Source organism: Empedobacter sp. UBA1574 (assembly GCF_002322895.1).
GTDB classification, from domain to species: Bacteria; Bacteroidota; Bacteroidia; order Flavobacteriales; family Weeksellaceae; genus Empedobacter; species Empedobacter falsenii_B.
Window position 1 is genome coordinate 38,793 of sequence record NZ_DCOI01000022.1, and the last position, 16,308, is coordinate 55,100.

Below are 16,308 nucleotides of genomic sequence, written 5' to 3' on the forward strand. Positions count from 1 at the left end.
TTACTTGTTTAAGTCTTCGATGTATGTTACAGCTTGACCTACAGTAGAAATTTTTTCTGCTTGATCGTCTGGAATTTGGATATCAAATTCTTTTTCGAATTCCATGATTAATTCTACTGTGTCTAATGAATCAGCTCCTAAATCGTTAGTGAAACTTGCTTCTAGCGTAACTTCGCTTTCGTCAACTCCTAATTTATCTACGATAATCGCTTTCACTCTTGATGTAATGTCAGACATAATTTTCTAATTTTAATTGTTGTAAACTAGTGCAAAAATATAAAACTTATATTAAATACAAGCTTTTTTTTATATGCACGCATAAGAACTTGCAAATATATGGCGAATAAATATTCACGAAAACGTTTAAGTGAATGACATAAGTCAAATTTTTCACGCTTCTTTTTATTGTAACTTTGTGCAAAGTTTTTACCTTTAATATTTTAAAATACTATAAAAATCACAAAAATGAGCATAGAATTGGCATCTTACGGAATAAAAAATTCCAAAATTAACTATCAATTATCTCCTGAAGAGCTTACGGAGAAAATGGTAGAGCTAGGACAAGGAGAAATTACATCTTCTGGAGCAGTAAATATGTTGACAGGAGAATTTACAGGACGTTCTCCTAAAGATCGTTTTATTGTAAAAGATGATATTACTGCAGATAACGTTTGGTGGGATGGAAACATCAATATTCCTTTCGATTCTGATAAATTTGACGCTTTGTATGATAAAGTTGTTGAGCATTTAAGCAACCGCGAAATTTATGTACGCGATGCTTTTGCTTGTGCTGACGATGCATACAAAACAAAAATTAGAGCAATTACAGAAACTCCTGCGGCTAATTTATTTATCTATAACATGTTTATTCGTCCAACAGAAGAAGAATTAAAAAACTTTGGTGATGCTGAATGGACAATTATCAATGCGCCAACTTTTGTTGCAGATGCTAATGAAGATGGTACAAGACAACACAATTTCTCTATCTTAAATTTTAAACGTAAAATTGTTTTAAACGGAGGAACTGGTTATACAGGAGAAATGAAAAAGGGTATTTTCTCTGCCTTAAACTTCATCATGCCAGTATTCAGAAATACTTTACCAATGCACTGTTCTGCTAACTCAGGTGAAAACGGAGATACAGCCATGTTCTTTGGTTTATCTGGAACAGGAAAAACAACTTTATCAGCAGATAAAAACAGACGTTTGATTGGTGATGACGAACATGGATGGACAGAAGATAATACTGTTTTCAATTTTGAAGGTGGTTGTTATGCAAAAGTAATTAACTTATCTCCAGAAGGTGAGCCAGAAATTTTTGCTGCAATCAAAGATGGAGCTTTATTAGAAAACTGTAAATTAATTCCAGGAACTAACGAGGTTGATTTTACAGATACATCTATCACAGAAAACACACGTGTTTCTTATCCAATTGATTATATCGAAAATATTGCAGTTCCATCTGTAGGAAAAAATCCTAAAAACATTTTCTTCTTATCGTTTGATGCTTACGGAGTTTTCCCTCCAATTGCAAAATTAAACCCAGATCAAGCAGCTTACTTGTTTATCTCTGGATATACATCTAAAGTGGCTGGTACAGAAGCTGGTGTTACAGAGCCTCAAACTACATTCTCTACATGTTTTGGTGCGCCATTTATGCCGTTACACCCAACTAAATATGCTGAAATGTTGAGCGATAAAGTTGAAAAAACTGGTGTAAATGTTTGGTTAATCAACACAGGTTGGAATGGTAAAAAAGAACGCATGTCTTTAAAAGATACACGTGCAGTTATCAATGCCGCTTTAAATGGAGATTTAGACAACGTAGAATTCAAAAAAGATCCTTATTTTGGGTTTGAAGTTCCAGTTGCAATCGAAGGTGTTGCTTCAGAAAAATTAAGTCCAGCTACTTCTTTTGATTCTACAGCAGCATACGAAGCAAATGCAAAAGAATTAGCCGATAAATTTAAAGCGAACTTCAAGAAATTTGAAGAGTTTGCAACGGCTGATTTATTAGCTGGTGGACCAACGATTTAAGGATAAGATTGAGGTTAAGATTAAGTTTTTAACTCATTTTGAAAATCAGAAATAAATATAAAACCGAGCAAATTGCTCGGTTTTTTTATGTTTTTAAATGTTGAATAAATCTTTACATAGATGCATAGAAATACAATTTTCTATTTGACATCAAAATCAGTAGTTTACTCATAGTTTTTCATCTTTGATGAAAATTACATTTTCAAGTAAAAATCCTTTGTCAACTGAATATAATCTTCTGTGTACTGATGGCGATCGACTTCGATAATTAATTCTTTTTCTTCTACTTCTTTTTCATGAAAACTAAATTCTAATAACACACGTTTTGTTAACGTTGTCGAATTCCCTTTGATATAAACGACACGAGATAGTTTTAAAGCATTTTGAGCAGCTATCGTACAAAAACCATCCATTTGATCGTATGGAATTATAAAACTCGCTAATCCGTCTTTATGTAGTAATTCAGCAGTTTTTTTTATTAATTCTTCGAAAGTCAATGTTTCTTGCTGGCGTGCTTGTTTACGCGCGTCAAAATCAACCGTATCATTCACCACAAAAAAAGGTGGATTACTGACAATCAAATCATATTTTTTATTGGTTGAATAATCTTGAAGCGATGAATTAAAAATGGTTAATCGATCTGAAAAAGGTGCATTATTGAAATTCTCTTTTGCTTGTAAAAAAGCAGCGTTATCAATTTCTATTGCATCAATCATCGAATGAGGAAAACGTTGCGCTAACATCAACGAAATTAATCCAGTTCCTGTACCAATATCTAAAATAGTATTTCCATTTTTTAAAACAGTCCAAGCACCAAGTAAAACACCATCTGTGCCTACTTTCATTGCGGTTTTGTCTTGAAAAATTTCGAATTGTTTGAATCGAAAAGGTTTTCTATTCATTGCAAGGAATCAAAATGTAGAATGTTGTACCAACAGAAATTTCAGTTTCGAAACGAATTGTTCCATCATAATCGTCAATAATTTTTTTCACCATTGGCAAACCAATTCCCATTCCACTATTCTTTGTTGTAAACTTTGGAACAAAAATAGAATCTTGTGATTCGACAGGAATTCCATTCCCGTTATCTTGAATGGTTATATGCAAAAAACCATCCACTAAAAACACATCTACTTTAACTTTCGCTATACGAGATTTCGGAATAGATTGAAACGCATTCTTTGTAATATTGGTGATAATTCGATTCAAATATTGTTTATCAAAAGTCATCATGATGATGTTGGGAGAATAATTAAATTCGATAAACTCCAATGGAAAAACATATAGCGCATTTTTTATGACGTCTACCACATCAATTTTTGCATCTTTACGAGAAGGCATTTTAGCAAAATCTGAAAAAGCTTCAGCAATCGCAGAGATGGTATCAATTTGTTGCAATAAAATATTAGTTGTTCGCATCGTCTTTTCTTCAAGATTTGGATCATTTACATCAAATTTTCGCATATAATTCTGTAGCATTAATCGCATTGGTGTTAATGGATTCTTGACTTCATGCGCAACTTGTTTCGCAAAATCTCGCCATGCTTCTTCTCGTTCTTGCTTAGCCAACAAATCAGATTGTTCTTTTAATCGAAATAGCATATCATTATAGGAGTCGACCAGAACTTTTATTTCATCGTTACCATCGTAACGAATCGGCATATTGTTTACAATAACTTCTGTTTCGCGAATACGATCTGCAAACGACCAAAGTTTATTAAGCGTACGTTTAGTAACAAAATAGACCGCAAATGTTCCAAACAAAAGAATAACTCCAAAAGCTAATCCATAACTACCAATTAAGGTAAACATGTCTTGCTGTAAAAAATCTTGGTTAGATTGATAAGGTAGACAGAGAACAGCAATATTTTCGTTGTAATAATTTTTGATATTACTATAAGACGAATAAACATTATTGTCGTCGGCTGTATCTTTATTCGTTACAATAAAATCATTTGATTTTTGTAGTTGGTCTAATATTTTCTGAGGTAAAACATCATAAGTCGTTGAAACTGGCTGTGTGGTTAAAATTTTATTACCACGCAAATCATAAATTACAATATCGGTTTTATTGATATCACCGATGCGAAGAAAACCATCTTCTAAAATGTCATGAATATTATCTTTGCTTGCTATCCCAGGGTAATTATCCATTTCATAATCTATCGCAGATTCTACCGCTCTAACTTTTCGTTTGAGAATATCTTCGTGATATTGTTTAGTTTGTGCATTGAAATGATTGGCAGTAATCAGCAAGATAGCTCCTGCTGTAAATAACAAAATCGTTACCATATAAATGATAATACGAACGGGTAGCGATAGGTTATTTTTTTTTCTAATCATTTTATTTTTGGAATAATCTTTTGACGTATTTTCCTAAGATATCAAATTCTAAATTCATTGTATCGCCAACTTTCACTTGATTAAGGTTTGTAAACTCCCAAGTATATGGAATAATTGCAACCGAAAACTGCCCTACTTTACTGTCAACAACTGTTAAACTAATTCCGTTAAGACAAATCGAACCTTTTTCTACTGTAACATTTCCAGACGATGCTTCATCATATTCTACTGTAACAAAAAAGCTACCATTTTGGTTTTCTATCGAAACAATTTTTCCGGTTTGATCTACATGACCCTGCACAATGTGACCATCGATACGACCATTGAATTGCAAACATCGTTCTAAATTGATCAAATCACCTTCTTTTAAAGTGTTAAAATTTGTTTTTTGTAAGGTTTCCTCTATGGCAGTAACTTTATAAAGTCCATCTTTGAAATCAACAACCGTTAAACAGACTCCATTATGTGCAACACTTTGATCAATTTTTAATTCATCACAAAAATCAGCTTCAATCCATAAATGTAAATTAGATTGCTCTTTCTCTGCTTTTATAAGCTTTCCTACTCCTTCTACGATTCCTGTAAACATGATGTTATTTTTGGTGAAATTAATAATTAATTTAAACTTATAAAATGAAAAAGGGATGATTTTAAAACATCATCCCTTAAATATATTATCTCTGTAATAATTTTTACTCTACAGTAACAGATTTTGCCAAGTTACGAGGCTGATCTACATTCTTACCTAATTTAACGGCAATCCAGTACGATAATAATTGTAATGGAATAGCTGTTAAGATTGGAGAGAATTCTTCTGCTGTTTCTGGGATTACTACGTAATCATCTGCCATAGCAGTTACTTGCTCATCACCATCATTAACAATTGCAATTACTTTGGCGCTACGTGATTTAATTTCTTGAATATTAGAAACTACTTTCTCGTAATAACCTTTTTTCGTTGCAATAACAATAACAGGCATATTTTCGTCCAATAATGCAATTGGTCCGTGCTTCATTTCTGCCGCTGGATAACCCTCTGCGTGGATATATGAAATCTCTTTTAACTTTAATGCACCTTCTAAAGCTGATGGATAGTTGTATCCACGTCCTAAATAAATTGCATTTCTGTTATCTTTGTATTTATCAGCAATTTGATCAATTACACCTTCACAGTTGTCTAAAATTTGTTGAACTAATTCTGGGATACGTTCTAACTCTCGTGTTAACAATGTAAATTTCTCTGTTGATAATTCACCATTTTGTTTACCTAATTTTAAAGCAATCAACGCTAAAATTGTTAACTGAGCTGTAAATGCTTTTGTTGATGCAACACCAATTTCTGGTCCTGCATGCGTATAAGCACCAGCATCTGTAATACGAGCAATAGAAGAACCTACAACATTGTTAATTCCAAAGATAAATGCTCCATTTTCTTTCGCTAATTTAAGAGCTGCCAATGTATCTGCTGTTTCTCCAGATTGAGAAATTGCAATCACGACATCGTGTTTATTGATGATTGGATTGCGGTAACGGAACTCAGATGCATATTCTACTTCTACAGGAATACGAGCGAAATCTTCGATCATGTATTCTGCAACCAAACCTGCGTGGTAAGAAGTTCCACATGCAACAATGATGATACGTTTTGCATTCAAGAATTTTTCTTGATGATCCCAAATACCAGCCATTTTAATAACACCTTCGTCTACTAATAAACGTCCACGCATTGTATCACGAATAGAACGAGGTTGTTCGTTGATTTCTTTTAACATGAAATGCTCGTAACCACCTTTTTCAATCGCTTCAATATTTAATTGTAACTCTTGAACATCTAAAGAAACTGCTTCATTGTTATGGATTGTACGTACATCAACTTCTTTATCTAAAGTAATTGTGGCCATGTCACCATCTTCCAAATAAACCGCATCTTTTGTAAACTCGATAAACGGAGAAGCATCAGAAGCAACGAAAAATTCGTTATCTCCAATACCAATTGCTAATGGAGAACCTAAACGACCTACAACAATTGTATTTGCTTCTTCTTTGTCTAAAACTGCAATCGCATATGCTCCAATCACTTCATTCAAAGCTAAACGAACTGCGTCAGTTAAGTTTAAATTTTGTTCTTCTTGAAATAATTGAATAAAGTTTACTAAAACTTCTGTATCTGTATCACTATGAAAAACGTACCCTTTGTCTTTTAATAATTGTTTGATTGATTCATAATTTTCGATAATTCCGTTATGAACCAATACCAAACGTCCATTATTAGACATATGAGGATGAGAGTTTACATCATTTGGAACACCATGTGTTGCCCAACGTGTATGCCCAATTCCTAAATGAGGTGTTTTATCTAAATTTGCTGATTTATCTTCTAAATCTGAAACTTTTCCTTTTGTTTTTACCAATTCAAAATCGGTACCAGTAGAAAGAACTAAACCTGCACTATCATATCCACGATATTCTAGTCTTTTTAGTCCATTAATAATAATTGGGTACGCTTCGCGATGTCCAATATATCCTACAATTCCACACATAATATTTTATAGTATTTTAGTTAAATTCGTTAAATATAATACGCCCTATTTTTGAGAGTAATATACCAATAATTTCAGCTTTTTATCCGCTACTTCCGAATTATTTCCATGTAAAACAATTCTGTATGGATTATAAGCTCTATCATTTTGATAAGGATTTGTACTATTAATCGTAGTTGCATCGCTAACAGATGTTATAAAATTACCTATTGTAATAAACATCGTTTGATCTTTAAACTCATTTCCTTTCTCTAACATGCTTTTTAGATGTTTCGTGATATCAATTGTATAATAATCCGTATCTCCTTTTACAATAGGATTAAAGTGAACTGATGTAGGGTATGAATTATAGAATTCTAAAACGTCTGCATACAATTCATTTATAACTTTATCATCTTTTTTGTAGTTATTCCAAGCTACTAAATAAGGCGGTTTTGGAAAACTAGTTGAACCATCAATATAGAATTTTAATTTTGCTCCAAGAATCACAATATTACTTTTTGTCATCTCAGATTTTAATTCATCTAATTGCGTTTGATTGAATTTTAATTTTGCATAATTTCCACTCATTCCGCTTAAATACAATCTCGCGTCACCATTCACTTCATCGGGTTTGATTGTAGAATAAGTAGAACCTACTGCATTATTCACAATTTGAGAAGCAATAATATTGGCATTATTTGCAGTACCAGAATTCCACTGATTTGTCATATCAAAAGCATAAGTAGCACTCAAACGTTCTTTATAATTTGTGTCTGAACTTGTTTTTGCTGTCGGATTTTTATATGAATAATACATCTTCAAGTCAATTTTATTTGGATTAAAATTGACAATAAATCCATTTGATTCTTCAACAGAAAACTCTAAACCTTTGATATTTTCACGAATAAATGTTGCGTAATCAGAAAGTAATCCTGTTTTTGCATTTTTAATAATTTTTTCGTCAAAATAATCTGGATCTAAAGAAACTTTGTAACCAGGAACAACCTCAGAAATATTAGAAGTTCCCGTTTTTTGTTTAACAACTTTTCCTGTTACTGTTTTTCCGATAGTAGCTTTTCCGATTACTCTCGAATTAACAGAAATTGGCGACTCAAGTCCACTTAGTGTTGAAAAATATTTTGTGTCTTTATATAAGACCGTATTAATGTCTTTAATTTTCAACGTCATTGTCAAATCCTTATTCCCATACAAAGAGTCTACTGCATACTTTGTTGTAATTTGAATTGTATCTGTATCATTTGGTTTCTCTCCTGGTTTAGAAAGATTGATCGTATCTTTAGAAATTGGATCTTTAGTTGTACTGTAATAAACTGGAATTACCAAATTCACAGAATCTACTTTAGGTTCAGTTCCAAAATCCTGATCACCAGCATTTGAAGACGAAGGTCTAATTTGTGTATAAAACTTAGAAGACGTAGAACCAAAAATTGGTTCGTTGTACACACCAAAAGCTCCATTTTGAAGTACAAACTTATCTGTACGAAGCGTATCAAAATTGGCATTAAAAGCAATAACATCTAAGGATTTTACATTTCCTTCTGCCTCACCTCCAATCACATTGTTATCTAATCCTAGTGTTTCATTCTCACACGAAACAATTGCTCCCATTCCAATCATCATTGCAACAGACACAGAAAGGACATTCAAAAATTTTTTCATTAATCTAAACAGATTTTAATTAGAGTTCATTACTTCCTCAAGATAAAAGTTATTGTAAACTTCTTTTGCTTGTTCTTTAGAACAATAGTCTAATAGAGGAATATTTTGTTGGTTGATATAGTTTTTCACATCTTCTGGAATCATCTCTTCTCCTTTCGCAACTGCATCTGCATATTGTAAAGAAGCTTGAATCATACCCAAATGTGTAGGTTTTTCTAAATATGTTTGTACATCAGCTTCTACTTTATCAAAAGCTAATTTTTTAACTAATTCGTTATCTAATTCTCCTTCAAATCCGTTGTCAAATAAAGAAACAACAACTTTCGCATCTTGAAAGAAAGGATCGTCAGAATAATATTTTTTTAGATACAATGGTACTAAACTAGACATCCAACCCATTACGTGAACAACATCTGGTTTCCAGTTTAATTTTTTTACTGTCTCTAAAACTCCTTTTGCGAAGAAAATAGAACGTTCGTCGTTATCAGAAAATAGTCCATTATGTTCTCCATAAACTTCTTTACGTTTGAAATATTCTTCGTTATCAATAAAATACACTTGTAGTCTTTCTCCTGGAACAGAAGCGACTTTAATGATTAAGGGTTGATCCAAATCATTAATAATCATGTTCATACCTGAAAGTCGTATTACTTCGTGTAATTGGTGTCTTCTTTCGTTAATTGCTCCAAATCTTGGCATAAAGATTCTTACATCTGCACCACTACTTTGCATGATTTTTGGCAAATCTAATGCTTGTGAAGACATCGGATTTTCAGGAAAGTAAGGTACCATTTCTGTTGTTACATACAATATGCGCTTTCCTTCCATAATTTCTACTCTCTTTTCCTAATGAATAATAAGGCACAAATTTACAAAAAAATGTTGATATATTATTTGCTTATAGTAGCTTTGCGAGATATTAGTTTTTTTTTAACAAATCAGTGTTATGGTTATATTTAACGAAAAGGAAAAATTAACTCCCGCAATCGTCGAGTTAAAAAACCAAAACAAAACCATTGGCTTTATCCCTACAATGGGCGCTTTACACGAAGGTCACATGTCTTTGGTCAAAGCTTCTAAAGCTCAAAACGACTACACAATCGTCAGCATTTTTGTCAATCCGACACAATTTAATAATGCAGAAGATTTAGCAAAATATCCTCGAACTGAGGAAAATGATAAAGAATTGTTAATGAAAAATGGCTGTGATTTTGTCTATATGCCTACTGTTGAAGATTTATATGAAACAAATGAAGGTGCAAAACATTACGATTTTGGTACAATAGACCAAGTGATGGAAGGCACTTCTCGCCCTGGACATTTTGATGGAGTAGCTACAATTGTTTGCAAATTATTCAAAGCAGTTCAACCAACAAGAGCATATTTTGGAGAGAAAGATTTTCAGCAAATTCGTATCATTCAAGAAATGGTAAAACAAGAAAATTTAGATGTCGAAATTGTTCCAATGCCAATTCATAGAGCAGATTCTGGTTTAGCATTTAGTTCAAGAAATGCACGTTTATCAACGCAACAAACTTCGGATGCCCCTCAAATTTATTCAATTTTATCGCAAGCTGTAACGCTAAAAAATGAAGGAAAAGATGTTGCTGAAGTAAAAGCTTTCGTCGAAAATGAATTCAAAAATTCACCTTTCGAATTAGAATATTTTGAAATCACAGATGAAGAAACGTTATTGTCAATCGAACATTTTTCTGATGCAAAACATATTCGTGGATTTGTCGTTGCTTATGCAGGCGATGTACGATTAATCGATAATATTCAGTTTTAATAAAATAGATCAAATCCTTCACTCCAATCGAAAAATATTGGAACGGGTTTTGAAATTTATAAGTTCAGTGTAACTTTGCAAAATTATGATGATAGAAGTATTTCACTCTAAAATACATAGAGTTAAGGTAACAGACGCAAAATTAAACTACATCGGAAGTATTACAATCGATGAAGATTTGATAGATGCTGCAAATATGGTAGTTGGTCAAAAAATTCAAATTGTGGTTCAAGAAAACGGAGAACGTTTTGAAACTTACATTATTAAAGGAAAACGTGGAAGCGGAGAAATTTGTTTGAATGGACCAGCAGCACGTAAAGTACAAGTAGGTGATACTGTCATTTTAATCACGTATGCGATGATGGAATTTGAGGAAGCCAAAACCTACGAACCAACAATTGTTTTCCCTAACGAGAACAATCGTTTAGATTAAGAAATTAATTTTCAATAATTTATATGAAGAGTAAGATCAAACAATCGCTCTTCTTAATCATTGCTTCATTGTTAGCCGTTTTTTTTGTCGTGGTAACAGTGAAGCAAATTGATTTCGAACGAGTTGCAAAAGTTTTAAAACAAACCAATTATTTTTGGATTTTTGCATCTATGGCAATCAGTATTCTCACGTATTGGATACGCGCCGCTCGTTGGAATCTTCTTCTAAAGCCGATGGGCTACAACACACAAACCTCATCTGGTTTTTGGGCTATTGCATTTGCATATTTTATGAATTTGACCATTCCTCGAAGTGGCGAAGTGGCTCGTGCAACAAGTTTCTATAAAATGGAAAAAGTGCCGTTTGAGAAATCTTTCGGAACAGTAGTTTTAGAACGTGTAATTGACGTTTTATTTTTGGGATTATTTTTCGGTTTAACACTTATTTTCAATTACGAAACATTCATCAAATTTGTTGAATTGGGCAACAAAGAAAAAGCGCACCAACCAACAACAGAACCTTCTTTCTTAAAATATTACATCGCAATTGGAGTTCTTGTTTTAGGAATAGGATTAGTTGCTATTTTCTGGAAAAAAATTAGTCAATTAAAGTTTTTTGAAAAGATTAAAACCTTTCTATTTGGACTTTGGGAAGGCATAAAATCAATCTCAAAATTAGAAAAAAGAGGTTTATTTATTTTTTATTCTTTCACACTTTGGATTTGTTATTTTTTAATGACTTTCCTTGTTTTCTTCGCTTTTCCTGACACCAAAAATTTTGGAATACCAGAAGGTTTATTTCTTTTGATTGCGGGATCTTTGGGAATGATTTTACCTGTTTCGGGCGGTTTGGCTTATCCGTATATTATGTCGATTGCATTTTCGGCCGTTTATCTTGCAAAAGGAGGAGATCAGCACGAAGGACGAGCAATTGGAGATTATTTTGGATTAATCCTTTATATAGCTCAAGTAGTATCGATGATTAGTTTTGGATTGATTGCTATTTACAAAATCGCACGAATTCGACGAGATTCTACACAATAGATTTGCATAAAAATGTTGGACGAAAGAGATTATTTTTCACGTTTTGTAAATGCTTTATTAGAAAGCATAGAACGTTATTTACATAATCCAAAAAGTATTTCCGAAGAAGAAATTCAATTCGATTTGACTAAAATATCTGCGTATTTTGAAAAAGAACATCAAATTAATCTTCTTTCAAATCCTAATCTCATAGATAAAGAATTTTCTGTTGAAGAATTGGAGTTATTGATTTCTTTTTATTATTTACAAAATATTCATTTTCAATTGGAATCAAAAGAAATTACATTAAAATTGATTCAACAATACAATCATCAATCTCAAGTTTTTAGTTTGAAAATAAATGAAATTCAAGCTTATTTTGAAAAGTTATAATCCAAACTTTCTATTCCAAAGTTTTACCATTTTATTGATTTCCCAAGGATTTATTTTATAAAATATTTTCATCACTACAAAGAAAATAATATTGACTAACAGCACAAAAAGTAATTCCATAGCGAATAAGTTTTATTAAATATACATTTTATTTCTTTATCATTTCCAAACATTTAGGCGCTTGTTCCTCTAAAATTTCTGTGATTTTATCGTATTTATTTTCTTTTACGAGTTTCTCTAATTCAAAATTCGCATAACAATATCGTACATAATCTGTGACTTTACTTTCTGGAATATTCAATGTTTCGATGAAATAATTTGAGGTAAAATAATTCTCTAAATCTTTGATTTTATCCACCTTTTTGAAATATTTATCTACTTTTTTAGCTTCTTTCTTTTGTCCTGAAATCATAGCTATCCAATTAGAAGGATCTAATAATCCATTGTTATTCAACATCGAAGAAGCATAAGGATCAATTTTTCTAAAGCGCAAATTTGGATCAAAACCCAAGTTCAAATTATCATACAATTCATCTACTTTTCCGTGTTCTAACTTGATGTTATTCTTAAAATTTTTGTCTAAGGTATTAATTCGCGCTTCGGCAAGTTCAATCGTTTCAATATTCAAGTGAATAGTTAGCATTCCTTTGGTAAAAATATCCGAAGTAATTTTGATTTTCCGTTCGATATAAAAATCATGTGTAATCATCAATTCATCTCCAACAGACGCTTTAATCGAAAACATTCCATTTTCGTTTGTCAAAACTCTAGCGTTAGTCATTTCGTTCATAATCAAAATATGATCCACAGCATCTTGCCCAACAACGCCATCGTCAATCACCACTTTTCCAGTAATCAAAGTTGTTTGCGCAAAAGAAAAAGTGCTTACCAAACCAAAAATTATAACGTATAAAATTTTATTCATTCTTTTGGATTTTTGACAAATAAATCGGTGCTTGTTCCTCTAGAATCTGAGTAATTTTGTCGTAATTATTTGCTTCGACCAATTTATCTAATTCAAAATTAATATAACAATACTTTACATATTCACTGACTTTATTTTTTGGAATATTCAACGTTTCGATGAAATAATTTGGTGTAAAATAATTCTCCAAATCTTTGATTCTATCTTCTTTTTTGAAATATTCATACTGTTTTTTTTCTCGTTTCCGTTGACCTGAAATTGCAGTAATCCATGCCACAGGATTCAATAATCCAAAACCTCCAATATTTGAAGTAGCATTAGGATCGATTTTTCTGAAACGCAAATTAGGATCAATTCCCAAATTCAACTGTTTGTACATTTCATCAACTTGGTCATATTTGAGCTTGATATTGTTCTTAAAATTTTTGTCTAATGTATTAATTCGCGCTTCAGCAAGTTCAATCGTTTCAATATTCAAGTGAATCGTCAACATTCCTTTTGCTAAAATATCCGAAGTAATTTTGATTTTTCGTTCGATATAAAAATCGTGCGTAAAAATCAATTCATCTCCAACAGAAACCTTAATCGAAAACATTCCACTCGTATTTGTATAGGCTTTCGCATTCGTCGATTCGTTTGTCACCAAAATATTGTCCACCGCATCTTGCCCCGCAATTCCGTCATCAATCACTACTTTTCCAGTAATCAAAGTCGTCTGCGCAAATGTAAAAACGCTCAACAAATTCAATAATATAATGTATTTTATTCTACTCATTTTTCTTCATTTTTGCTAAATAAATCGGCGCTTGTTCTTCAATTACAAAAAGAATTTCATCAAAATTATTATCTCGTAACAATTTCGGAAAATCAAAATTTGAATAACAATAATCCAAAAACTCGTTTATTTTTCCTTCTGGAATTTTCAAATCATTCACAAAATAATAAGTCGTAAAAAATTTATGCAACGCCGACAATTGATCTTCTTTCACAACTTTTATCGGAACTGGATTTTTCATTCGCTTTTTTGGGCTTTTAAACACATTTAACAACCCAATTAAATTAACTCCTCCAACTTGTTTAATCGTTCTATTCACTCTTTCCTCATCATGTTTAAGATTCAGTTCCGCTTTAAATTCTAGAGAAGTAAAACCCGCTTCATCATTCAATTTTTCTTGGAATGACTTTTCTTTTCCCAAATTTTTGAGCGAATTTTTATCCAATTTTGAAATATTTGCTTCTTTCAATTCAATCACTTCAATATTTACATGAATCGTTACAAAACCTTTCGTTATCATGCTTTCCGAAACTTTCAATCTTCTTTCTTCTATTCCCGTATGTTTGATTAGCAATTCATCATTCAAATTCACATTTATCGAAAACAATCCAACATTATTGGCTTTTGTTCGGGCTTTTGTTGTTAAATTTTCGATCGAAGTTCCTTCCAAATCAATCATTTCTTCTGCATCATCCACAATAATTTTTCCCGTAATTAAAGTGCTTTGCGCTTGAAGATAACTTGATGAAATGATTAATAAAAAGAATAAAATTCTACTCATGTTCGATTGGTTTTTGATTGATGATTGAAAGATAATTTGGTGCTTGTTCTTTTAAAATTTGCTTTATTCTATTGAAATTTTTCTTACGAATTAACTTGTCAAAATTATTTGAATAATAACATGTTCCAATAAAATCTATAATTTGACTTCTCGAAAGTTTTAAATCTTTGATGAAAAAAGTTTCACCAATAACACTTTTCAAATCAATAATTTTCTCATAAGTAGAAATCCTTTTTTTATCTAAAATTCCTTTTCCATTTGGTGTTTTAAATAATTTCACGATTTCCAATAAATTACCTGCATATGGGTTGTCTTTTCGATGAAATGCCGCCCAATTATGTCTCTCAACAACAGCTTTTTGAAACTCCTTATCATTAACACCAGTCGCATCAACAATTTCTTTGGAAGCAGATTTATTTTTTCCCAATTTGTTAAGCTTGTCTATATTTAATTTCGAGATATTCGCTTCTTTCAATTCAATCACTTCAATATTTACATGAATCGTCACAAAACCTTTCGTAATCATTCTTTCCGAAACTTTCAATCTTCTTTCTTCAATTCCCGTATGTTTGATTAACAATTCATCATTCAAATTCACATTTATCGAAAATAAGCCAACATTATTCGCTTTTGTTTTGGCTTTTGTCGTTAAATTTTCAATCAAAGTTCCTTCCAAATCAATCACTTCTTCTGCATCATCCACAATAATTTTTCCTGTAATTAAAGTGCTTTGTGCTTGAAGATAACTTGATGAAATGATTAATAAAAAGAATAAAATTTTACTCATGTTCGATTGGTTTTTGATTGATGATTGAAAGATAATTTGGTGCTTGCTCCTCGAAAATCAAACTAATTTGATCATAATTATTTGCTTTTAAAAATGGTTCTAACTTAAACTCAACAAAGCAATAATGAATAAAATCAAGAATATTTCCTTTCGGAATTTTCAAATCATGCTCAAAATAATATTCGGTAAAATAATCTTTGAGCTGAATGATTTTATCGTATTTATCAAGATTTTTCTTTTCCAGAAAATGTTTATACGTCTGCACTTCTTTATCCGAATACTGCTCTATCAAACCCATCACATTTTCATAACGAATAGGAACTTTTAATTGTCGAAGATATTTCGAAGCAAAATAGGCTTTCACCATATCATTTTTAAACTCCTCATTAATGCCTAAACTTTTGTTGATTTTTTCACTTTGCGTTTCGTCTTTGCTAATATTTTCTTTCCAATCCTTTTTTAGTGGTATTATTTTTGTTTCAGAAAGTTCTATCACTTCAACATTTAGATGAACTTCTATAAAACCTTTTCTAATCATTGATTCGGAGACTTTAAGCTGACGTTCTTCGATTCCAATTTGTTTAAAAAGTAAAATATCATTTGACTGAACTCGAATCGAAAAAAGACCTTTTTCATTTGATTTTGTTCGTGCGTTTGATGTTAAATTTTCGATTACAAAATCATCAAGATTAACGATTTCATCCGCATTATCTACTATAATTTTCCCCGAAATTAAAGTAGATTGTGCATAGGCAGAAATACAAAAAATATAAAAAAAGCTAAGAAGTAAAGTTCTTTTCATTGGCATTTTAAAACATGAT

Annotated in this window: 18 protein-coding genes; 5 read left to right on the top strand and 13 right to left on the bottom strand. The window is 31.5% G+C overall.

The genetic code is table 11. The features are described from left to right. Complete coding sequence (locus B3578_RS06030; protein ID WP_038336002.1) at positions 1–237, bottom strand: acyl carrier protein; 237 nt, start codon at positions 235–237, stop codon at positions 1–3. 228 nt (positions 238–465) lie between these two features. Between B3578_RS06030 and pckA the strand changes: the two genes are divergently transcribed. Beyond that, a complete protein-coding gene (pckA, locus tag B3578_RS06035) occupies positions 466–2,037 on the top strand; it encodes a phosphoenolpyruvate carboxykinase (ATP) (RefSeq protein ID WP_291047326.1) in 1,572 nt (523 codons plus the stop codon). 194 nt (positions 2,038–2,231) lie between these two features. Here pckA and B3578_RS06040 read toward each other — a convergent pair whose 3' ends face one another. From B3578_RS06040 to B3578_RS06065, 6 genes are all read right to left on the bottom strand, one after another. Then, positions 2,232–2,882 (bottom strand): tRNA1(Val) (adenine(37)-N6)-methyltransferase, encoded by a 651-nt coding sequence (locus B3578_RS06040; RefSeq protein WP_291047328.1) that lies wholly within the window; start codon positions 2,880–2,882, stop codon positions 2,232–2,234. A 49-nt stretch (positions 2,883–2,931) separates the two neighbouring features. Next, a complete protein-coding gene (locus tag B3578_RS06045) occupies positions 2,932–4,380 on the bottom strand; it encodes an ATP-binding protein (RefSeq protein ID WP_291047330.1) in 1,449 nt (482 codons plus the stop codon). Position 4,381: 1 nt separating this feature from the next. Next, positions 4,382–4,969, bottom strand: coding sequence for a riboflavin synthase (locus B3578_RS06050; RefSeq protein ID WP_221854045.1), 588 nt, complete (start codon positions 4,967–4,969; stop codon positions 4,382–4,384). Positions 4,970–5,072: 103 nt separating this feature from the next. Continuing rightward, positions 5,073–6,920: a glutamine--fructose-6-phosphate transaminase (isomerizing) gene (gene glmS, locus B3578_RS06055; protein WP_291047333.1), complete on the bottom strand. Its 1,848-nt coding sequence runs from the start codon at positions 6,918–6,920 to the stop codon at positions 5,073–5,075. A 45-nt stretch (positions 6,921–6,965) separates the two neighbouring features. After that, the gene (locus B3578_RS06060) at positions 6,966–8,582 is read right to left on the bottom strand and encodes a DUF4270 family protein (RefSeq protein ID WP_291047335.1); all 1,617 of its coding nucleotides are present in this window, start codon (positions 8,580–8,582) and stop codon (positions 6,966–6,968) included. 15 nt (positions 8,583–8,597) lie between these two features. Beyond that, the gene (locus tag B3578_RS06065; protein ID WP_291047337.1) at positions 8,598–9,410 is read right to left on the bottom strand and encodes a glycogen/starch synthase; all 813 of its coding nucleotides are present in this window, start codon (positions 9,408–9,410) and stop codon (positions 8,598–8,600) included. Between the two features lie 118 nt (positions 9,411–9,528). On the opposite strand from B3578_RS06065, the gene panC reads away from it, so the two are divergent. The 4 genes from panC (at position 9,529) to B3578_RS06085 (ending at position 12,219) form a co-directional block, all read left to right on the top strand. Then, positions 9,529–10,371 (top strand): pantoate--beta-alanine ligase, encoded by an 843-nt coding sequence (gene panC, locus B3578_RS06070; RefSeq protein ID WP_291047339.1) that lies wholly within the window; start codon positions 9,529–9,531, stop codon positions 10,369–10,371. Positions 10,372–10,456: 85 nt separating this feature from the next. Beyond that, on the top strand, positions 10,457–10,804 hold the full coding sequence (gene panD / locus B3578_RS06075) for an aspartate 1-decarboxylase (RefSeq protein ID WP_180905565.1): 348 nt from the start codon (positions 10,457–10,459) through the stop codon (positions 10,802–10,804). A 23-nt stretch (positions 10,805–10,827) separates the two neighbouring features. Continuing rightward, a complete protein-coding gene (locus tag B3578_RS06080; RefSeq protein ID WP_291047342.1) occupies positions 10,828–11,847 on the top strand; it encodes a lysylphosphatidylglycerol synthase transmembrane domain-containing protein in 1,020 nt (339 codons plus the stop codon). Between the two features lie 12 nt (positions 11,848–11,859). Continuing rightward, positions 11,860–12,219: a hypothetical protein gene (locus B3578_RS06085; protein ID WP_291047344.1), complete on the top strand. Its 360-nt coding sequence runs from the start codon at positions 11,860–11,862 to the stop codon at positions 12,217–12,219. Here the strand turns inward: B3578_RS06085 and B3578_RS06090 are convergent. The 6 genes from B3578_RS06090 to B3578_RS06115 are packed head-to-tail and all read right to left on the bottom strand — an operon-like array spanning position 12,214 to position 16,289. After that, positions 12,214–12,339, bottom strand: a complete 126-nt coding sequence (locus tag B3578_RS06090) for a hypothetical protein (protein ID WP_286496002.1) — start codon at positions 12,337–12,339, stop codon at positions 12,214–12,216. The two genes, B3578_RS06085 and B3578_RS06090, sit on opposite strands and share 6 nt — an antisense overlap. A gap of 28 nt (positions 12,340–12,367) precedes the next feature. After that, positions 12,368–13,144: a hypothetical protein gene (locus B3578_RS06095; RefSeq protein WP_291047347.1), complete on the bottom strand. Its 777-nt coding sequence runs from the start codon at positions 13,142–13,144 to the stop codon at positions 12,368–12,370. Next, on the bottom strand, positions 13,137–13,919 hold the full coding sequence (locus B3578_RS06100; protein WP_291047349.1) for a hypothetical protein: 783 nt from the start codon (positions 13,917–13,919) through the stop codon (positions 13,137–13,139). The genes B3578_RS06095 and B3578_RS06100 overlap by 8 nt, the downstream gene beginning before the upstream one ends. After that, the gene (locus tag B3578_RS06105; RefSeq protein WP_291047351.1) at positions 13,912–14,700 is read right to left on the bottom strand and encodes a hypothetical protein; all 789 of its coding nucleotides are present in this window, start codon (positions 14,698–14,700) and stop codon (positions 13,912–13,914) included. The genes B3578_RS06100 and B3578_RS06105 overlap by 8 nt, the downstream gene beginning before the upstream one ends. Then, positions 14,693–15,487, bottom strand: a complete 795-nt coding sequence (locus B3578_RS06110; protein WP_291047353.1) for a hypothetical protein — start codon at positions 15,485–15,487, stop codon at positions 14,693–14,695. The genes B3578_RS06105 and B3578_RS06110 overlap by 8 nt, the downstream gene beginning before the upstream one ends. Further along, positions 15,480–16,289, bottom strand: a complete 810-nt coding sequence (locus B3578_RS06115; protein ID WP_291047355.1) for a hypothetical protein — start codon at positions 16,287–16,289, stop codon at positions 15,480–15,482. The genes B3578_RS06110 and B3578_RS06115 overlap by 8 nt, the downstream gene beginning before the upstream one ends. Positions 16,290–16,308: the final 19 nt, after the last annotated feature.

Bases quoted from the DNA above. Each gene is read 5' to 3' on its own strand.
- B3578_RS06030 (WP_038336002.1), bottom strand. From the start codon at position 237: ATGTCTGACATTACATCAAGAGTGAAAGCGATTATCGTAGATAAATTA.
- pckA (WP_291047326.1), top strand. From the start codon at position 466: ATGAGCATAGAATTGGCATCTTACGGAATAAAAAATTCCAAAATTAAC.
- B3578_RS06040 (WP_291047328.1), bottom strand. From the start codon at position 2,882: ATGAAAGTAGGCACAGATGGTGTTTTACTTGGTGCTTGGACTGTTTTA.
- B3578_RS06045 (WP_291047330.1), bottom strand. From the start codon at position 4,380: ATGATTAGAAAAAAAAATAACCTATCGCTACCCGTTCGTATTATCATT.
- B3578_RS06050 (WP_221854045.1), bottom strand. From the start codon at position 4,969: ATGTTTACAGGAATCGTAGAAGGAGTAGGAAAGCTTATAAAAGCAGAG.
- glmS (WP_291047333.1), bottom strand. From the start codon at position 6,920: ATGTGTGGAATTGTAGGATATATTGGACATCGCGAAGCGTACCCAATT.
- B3578_RS06060 (WP_291047335.1), bottom strand. From the start codon at position 8,582: ATGAAAAAATTTTTGAATGTCCTTTCTGTGTCTGTTGCAATGATGATT.
- B3578_RS06065 (WP_291047337.1), bottom strand. From the start codon at position 9,410: ATGGAAGGAAAGCGCATATTGTATGTAACAACAGAAATGGTACCTTAC.
- panC (WP_291047339.1), top strand. From the start codon at position 9,529: ATGGTTATATTTAACGAAAAGGAAAAATTAACTCCCGCAATCGTCGAG.
- panD (WP_180905565.1), top strand. From the start codon at position 10,457: ATGATGATAGAAGTATTTCACTCTAAAATACATAGAGTTAAGGTAACA.
- B3578_RS06080 (WP_291047342.1), top strand. From the start codon at position 10,828: ATGAAGAGTAAGATCAAACAATCGCTCTTCTTAATCATTGCTTCATTG.
- B3578_RS06085 (WP_291047344.1), top strand. From the start codon at position 11,860: ATGTTGGACGAAAGAGATTATTTTTCACGTTTTGTAAATGCTTTATTA.
- B3578_RS06090 (WP_286496002.1), bottom strand. From the start codon at position 12,339: ATGGAATTACTTTTTGTGCTGTTAGTCAATATTATTTTCTTTGTAGTG.
- B3578_RS06095 (WP_291047347.1), bottom strand. From the start codon at position 13,144: ATGAATAAAATTTTATACGTTATAATTTTTGGTTTGGTAAGCACTTTT.
- B3578_RS06100 (WP_291047349.1), bottom strand. From the start codon at position 13,919: ATGAGTAGAATAAAATACATTATATTATTGAATTTGTTGAGCGTTTTT.
- B3578_RS06105 (WP_291047351.1), bottom strand. From the start codon at position 14,700: ATGAGTAGAATTTTATTCTTTTTATTAATCATTTCATCAAGTTATCTT.
- B3578_RS06110 (WP_291047353.1), bottom strand. From the start codon at position 15,487: ATGAGTAAAATTTTATTCTTTTTATTAATCATTTCATCAAGTTATCTT.
- B3578_RS06115 (WP_291047355.1), bottom strand. From the start codon at position 16,289: ATGAAAAGAACTTTACTTCTTAGCTTTTTTTATATTTTTTGTATTTCT.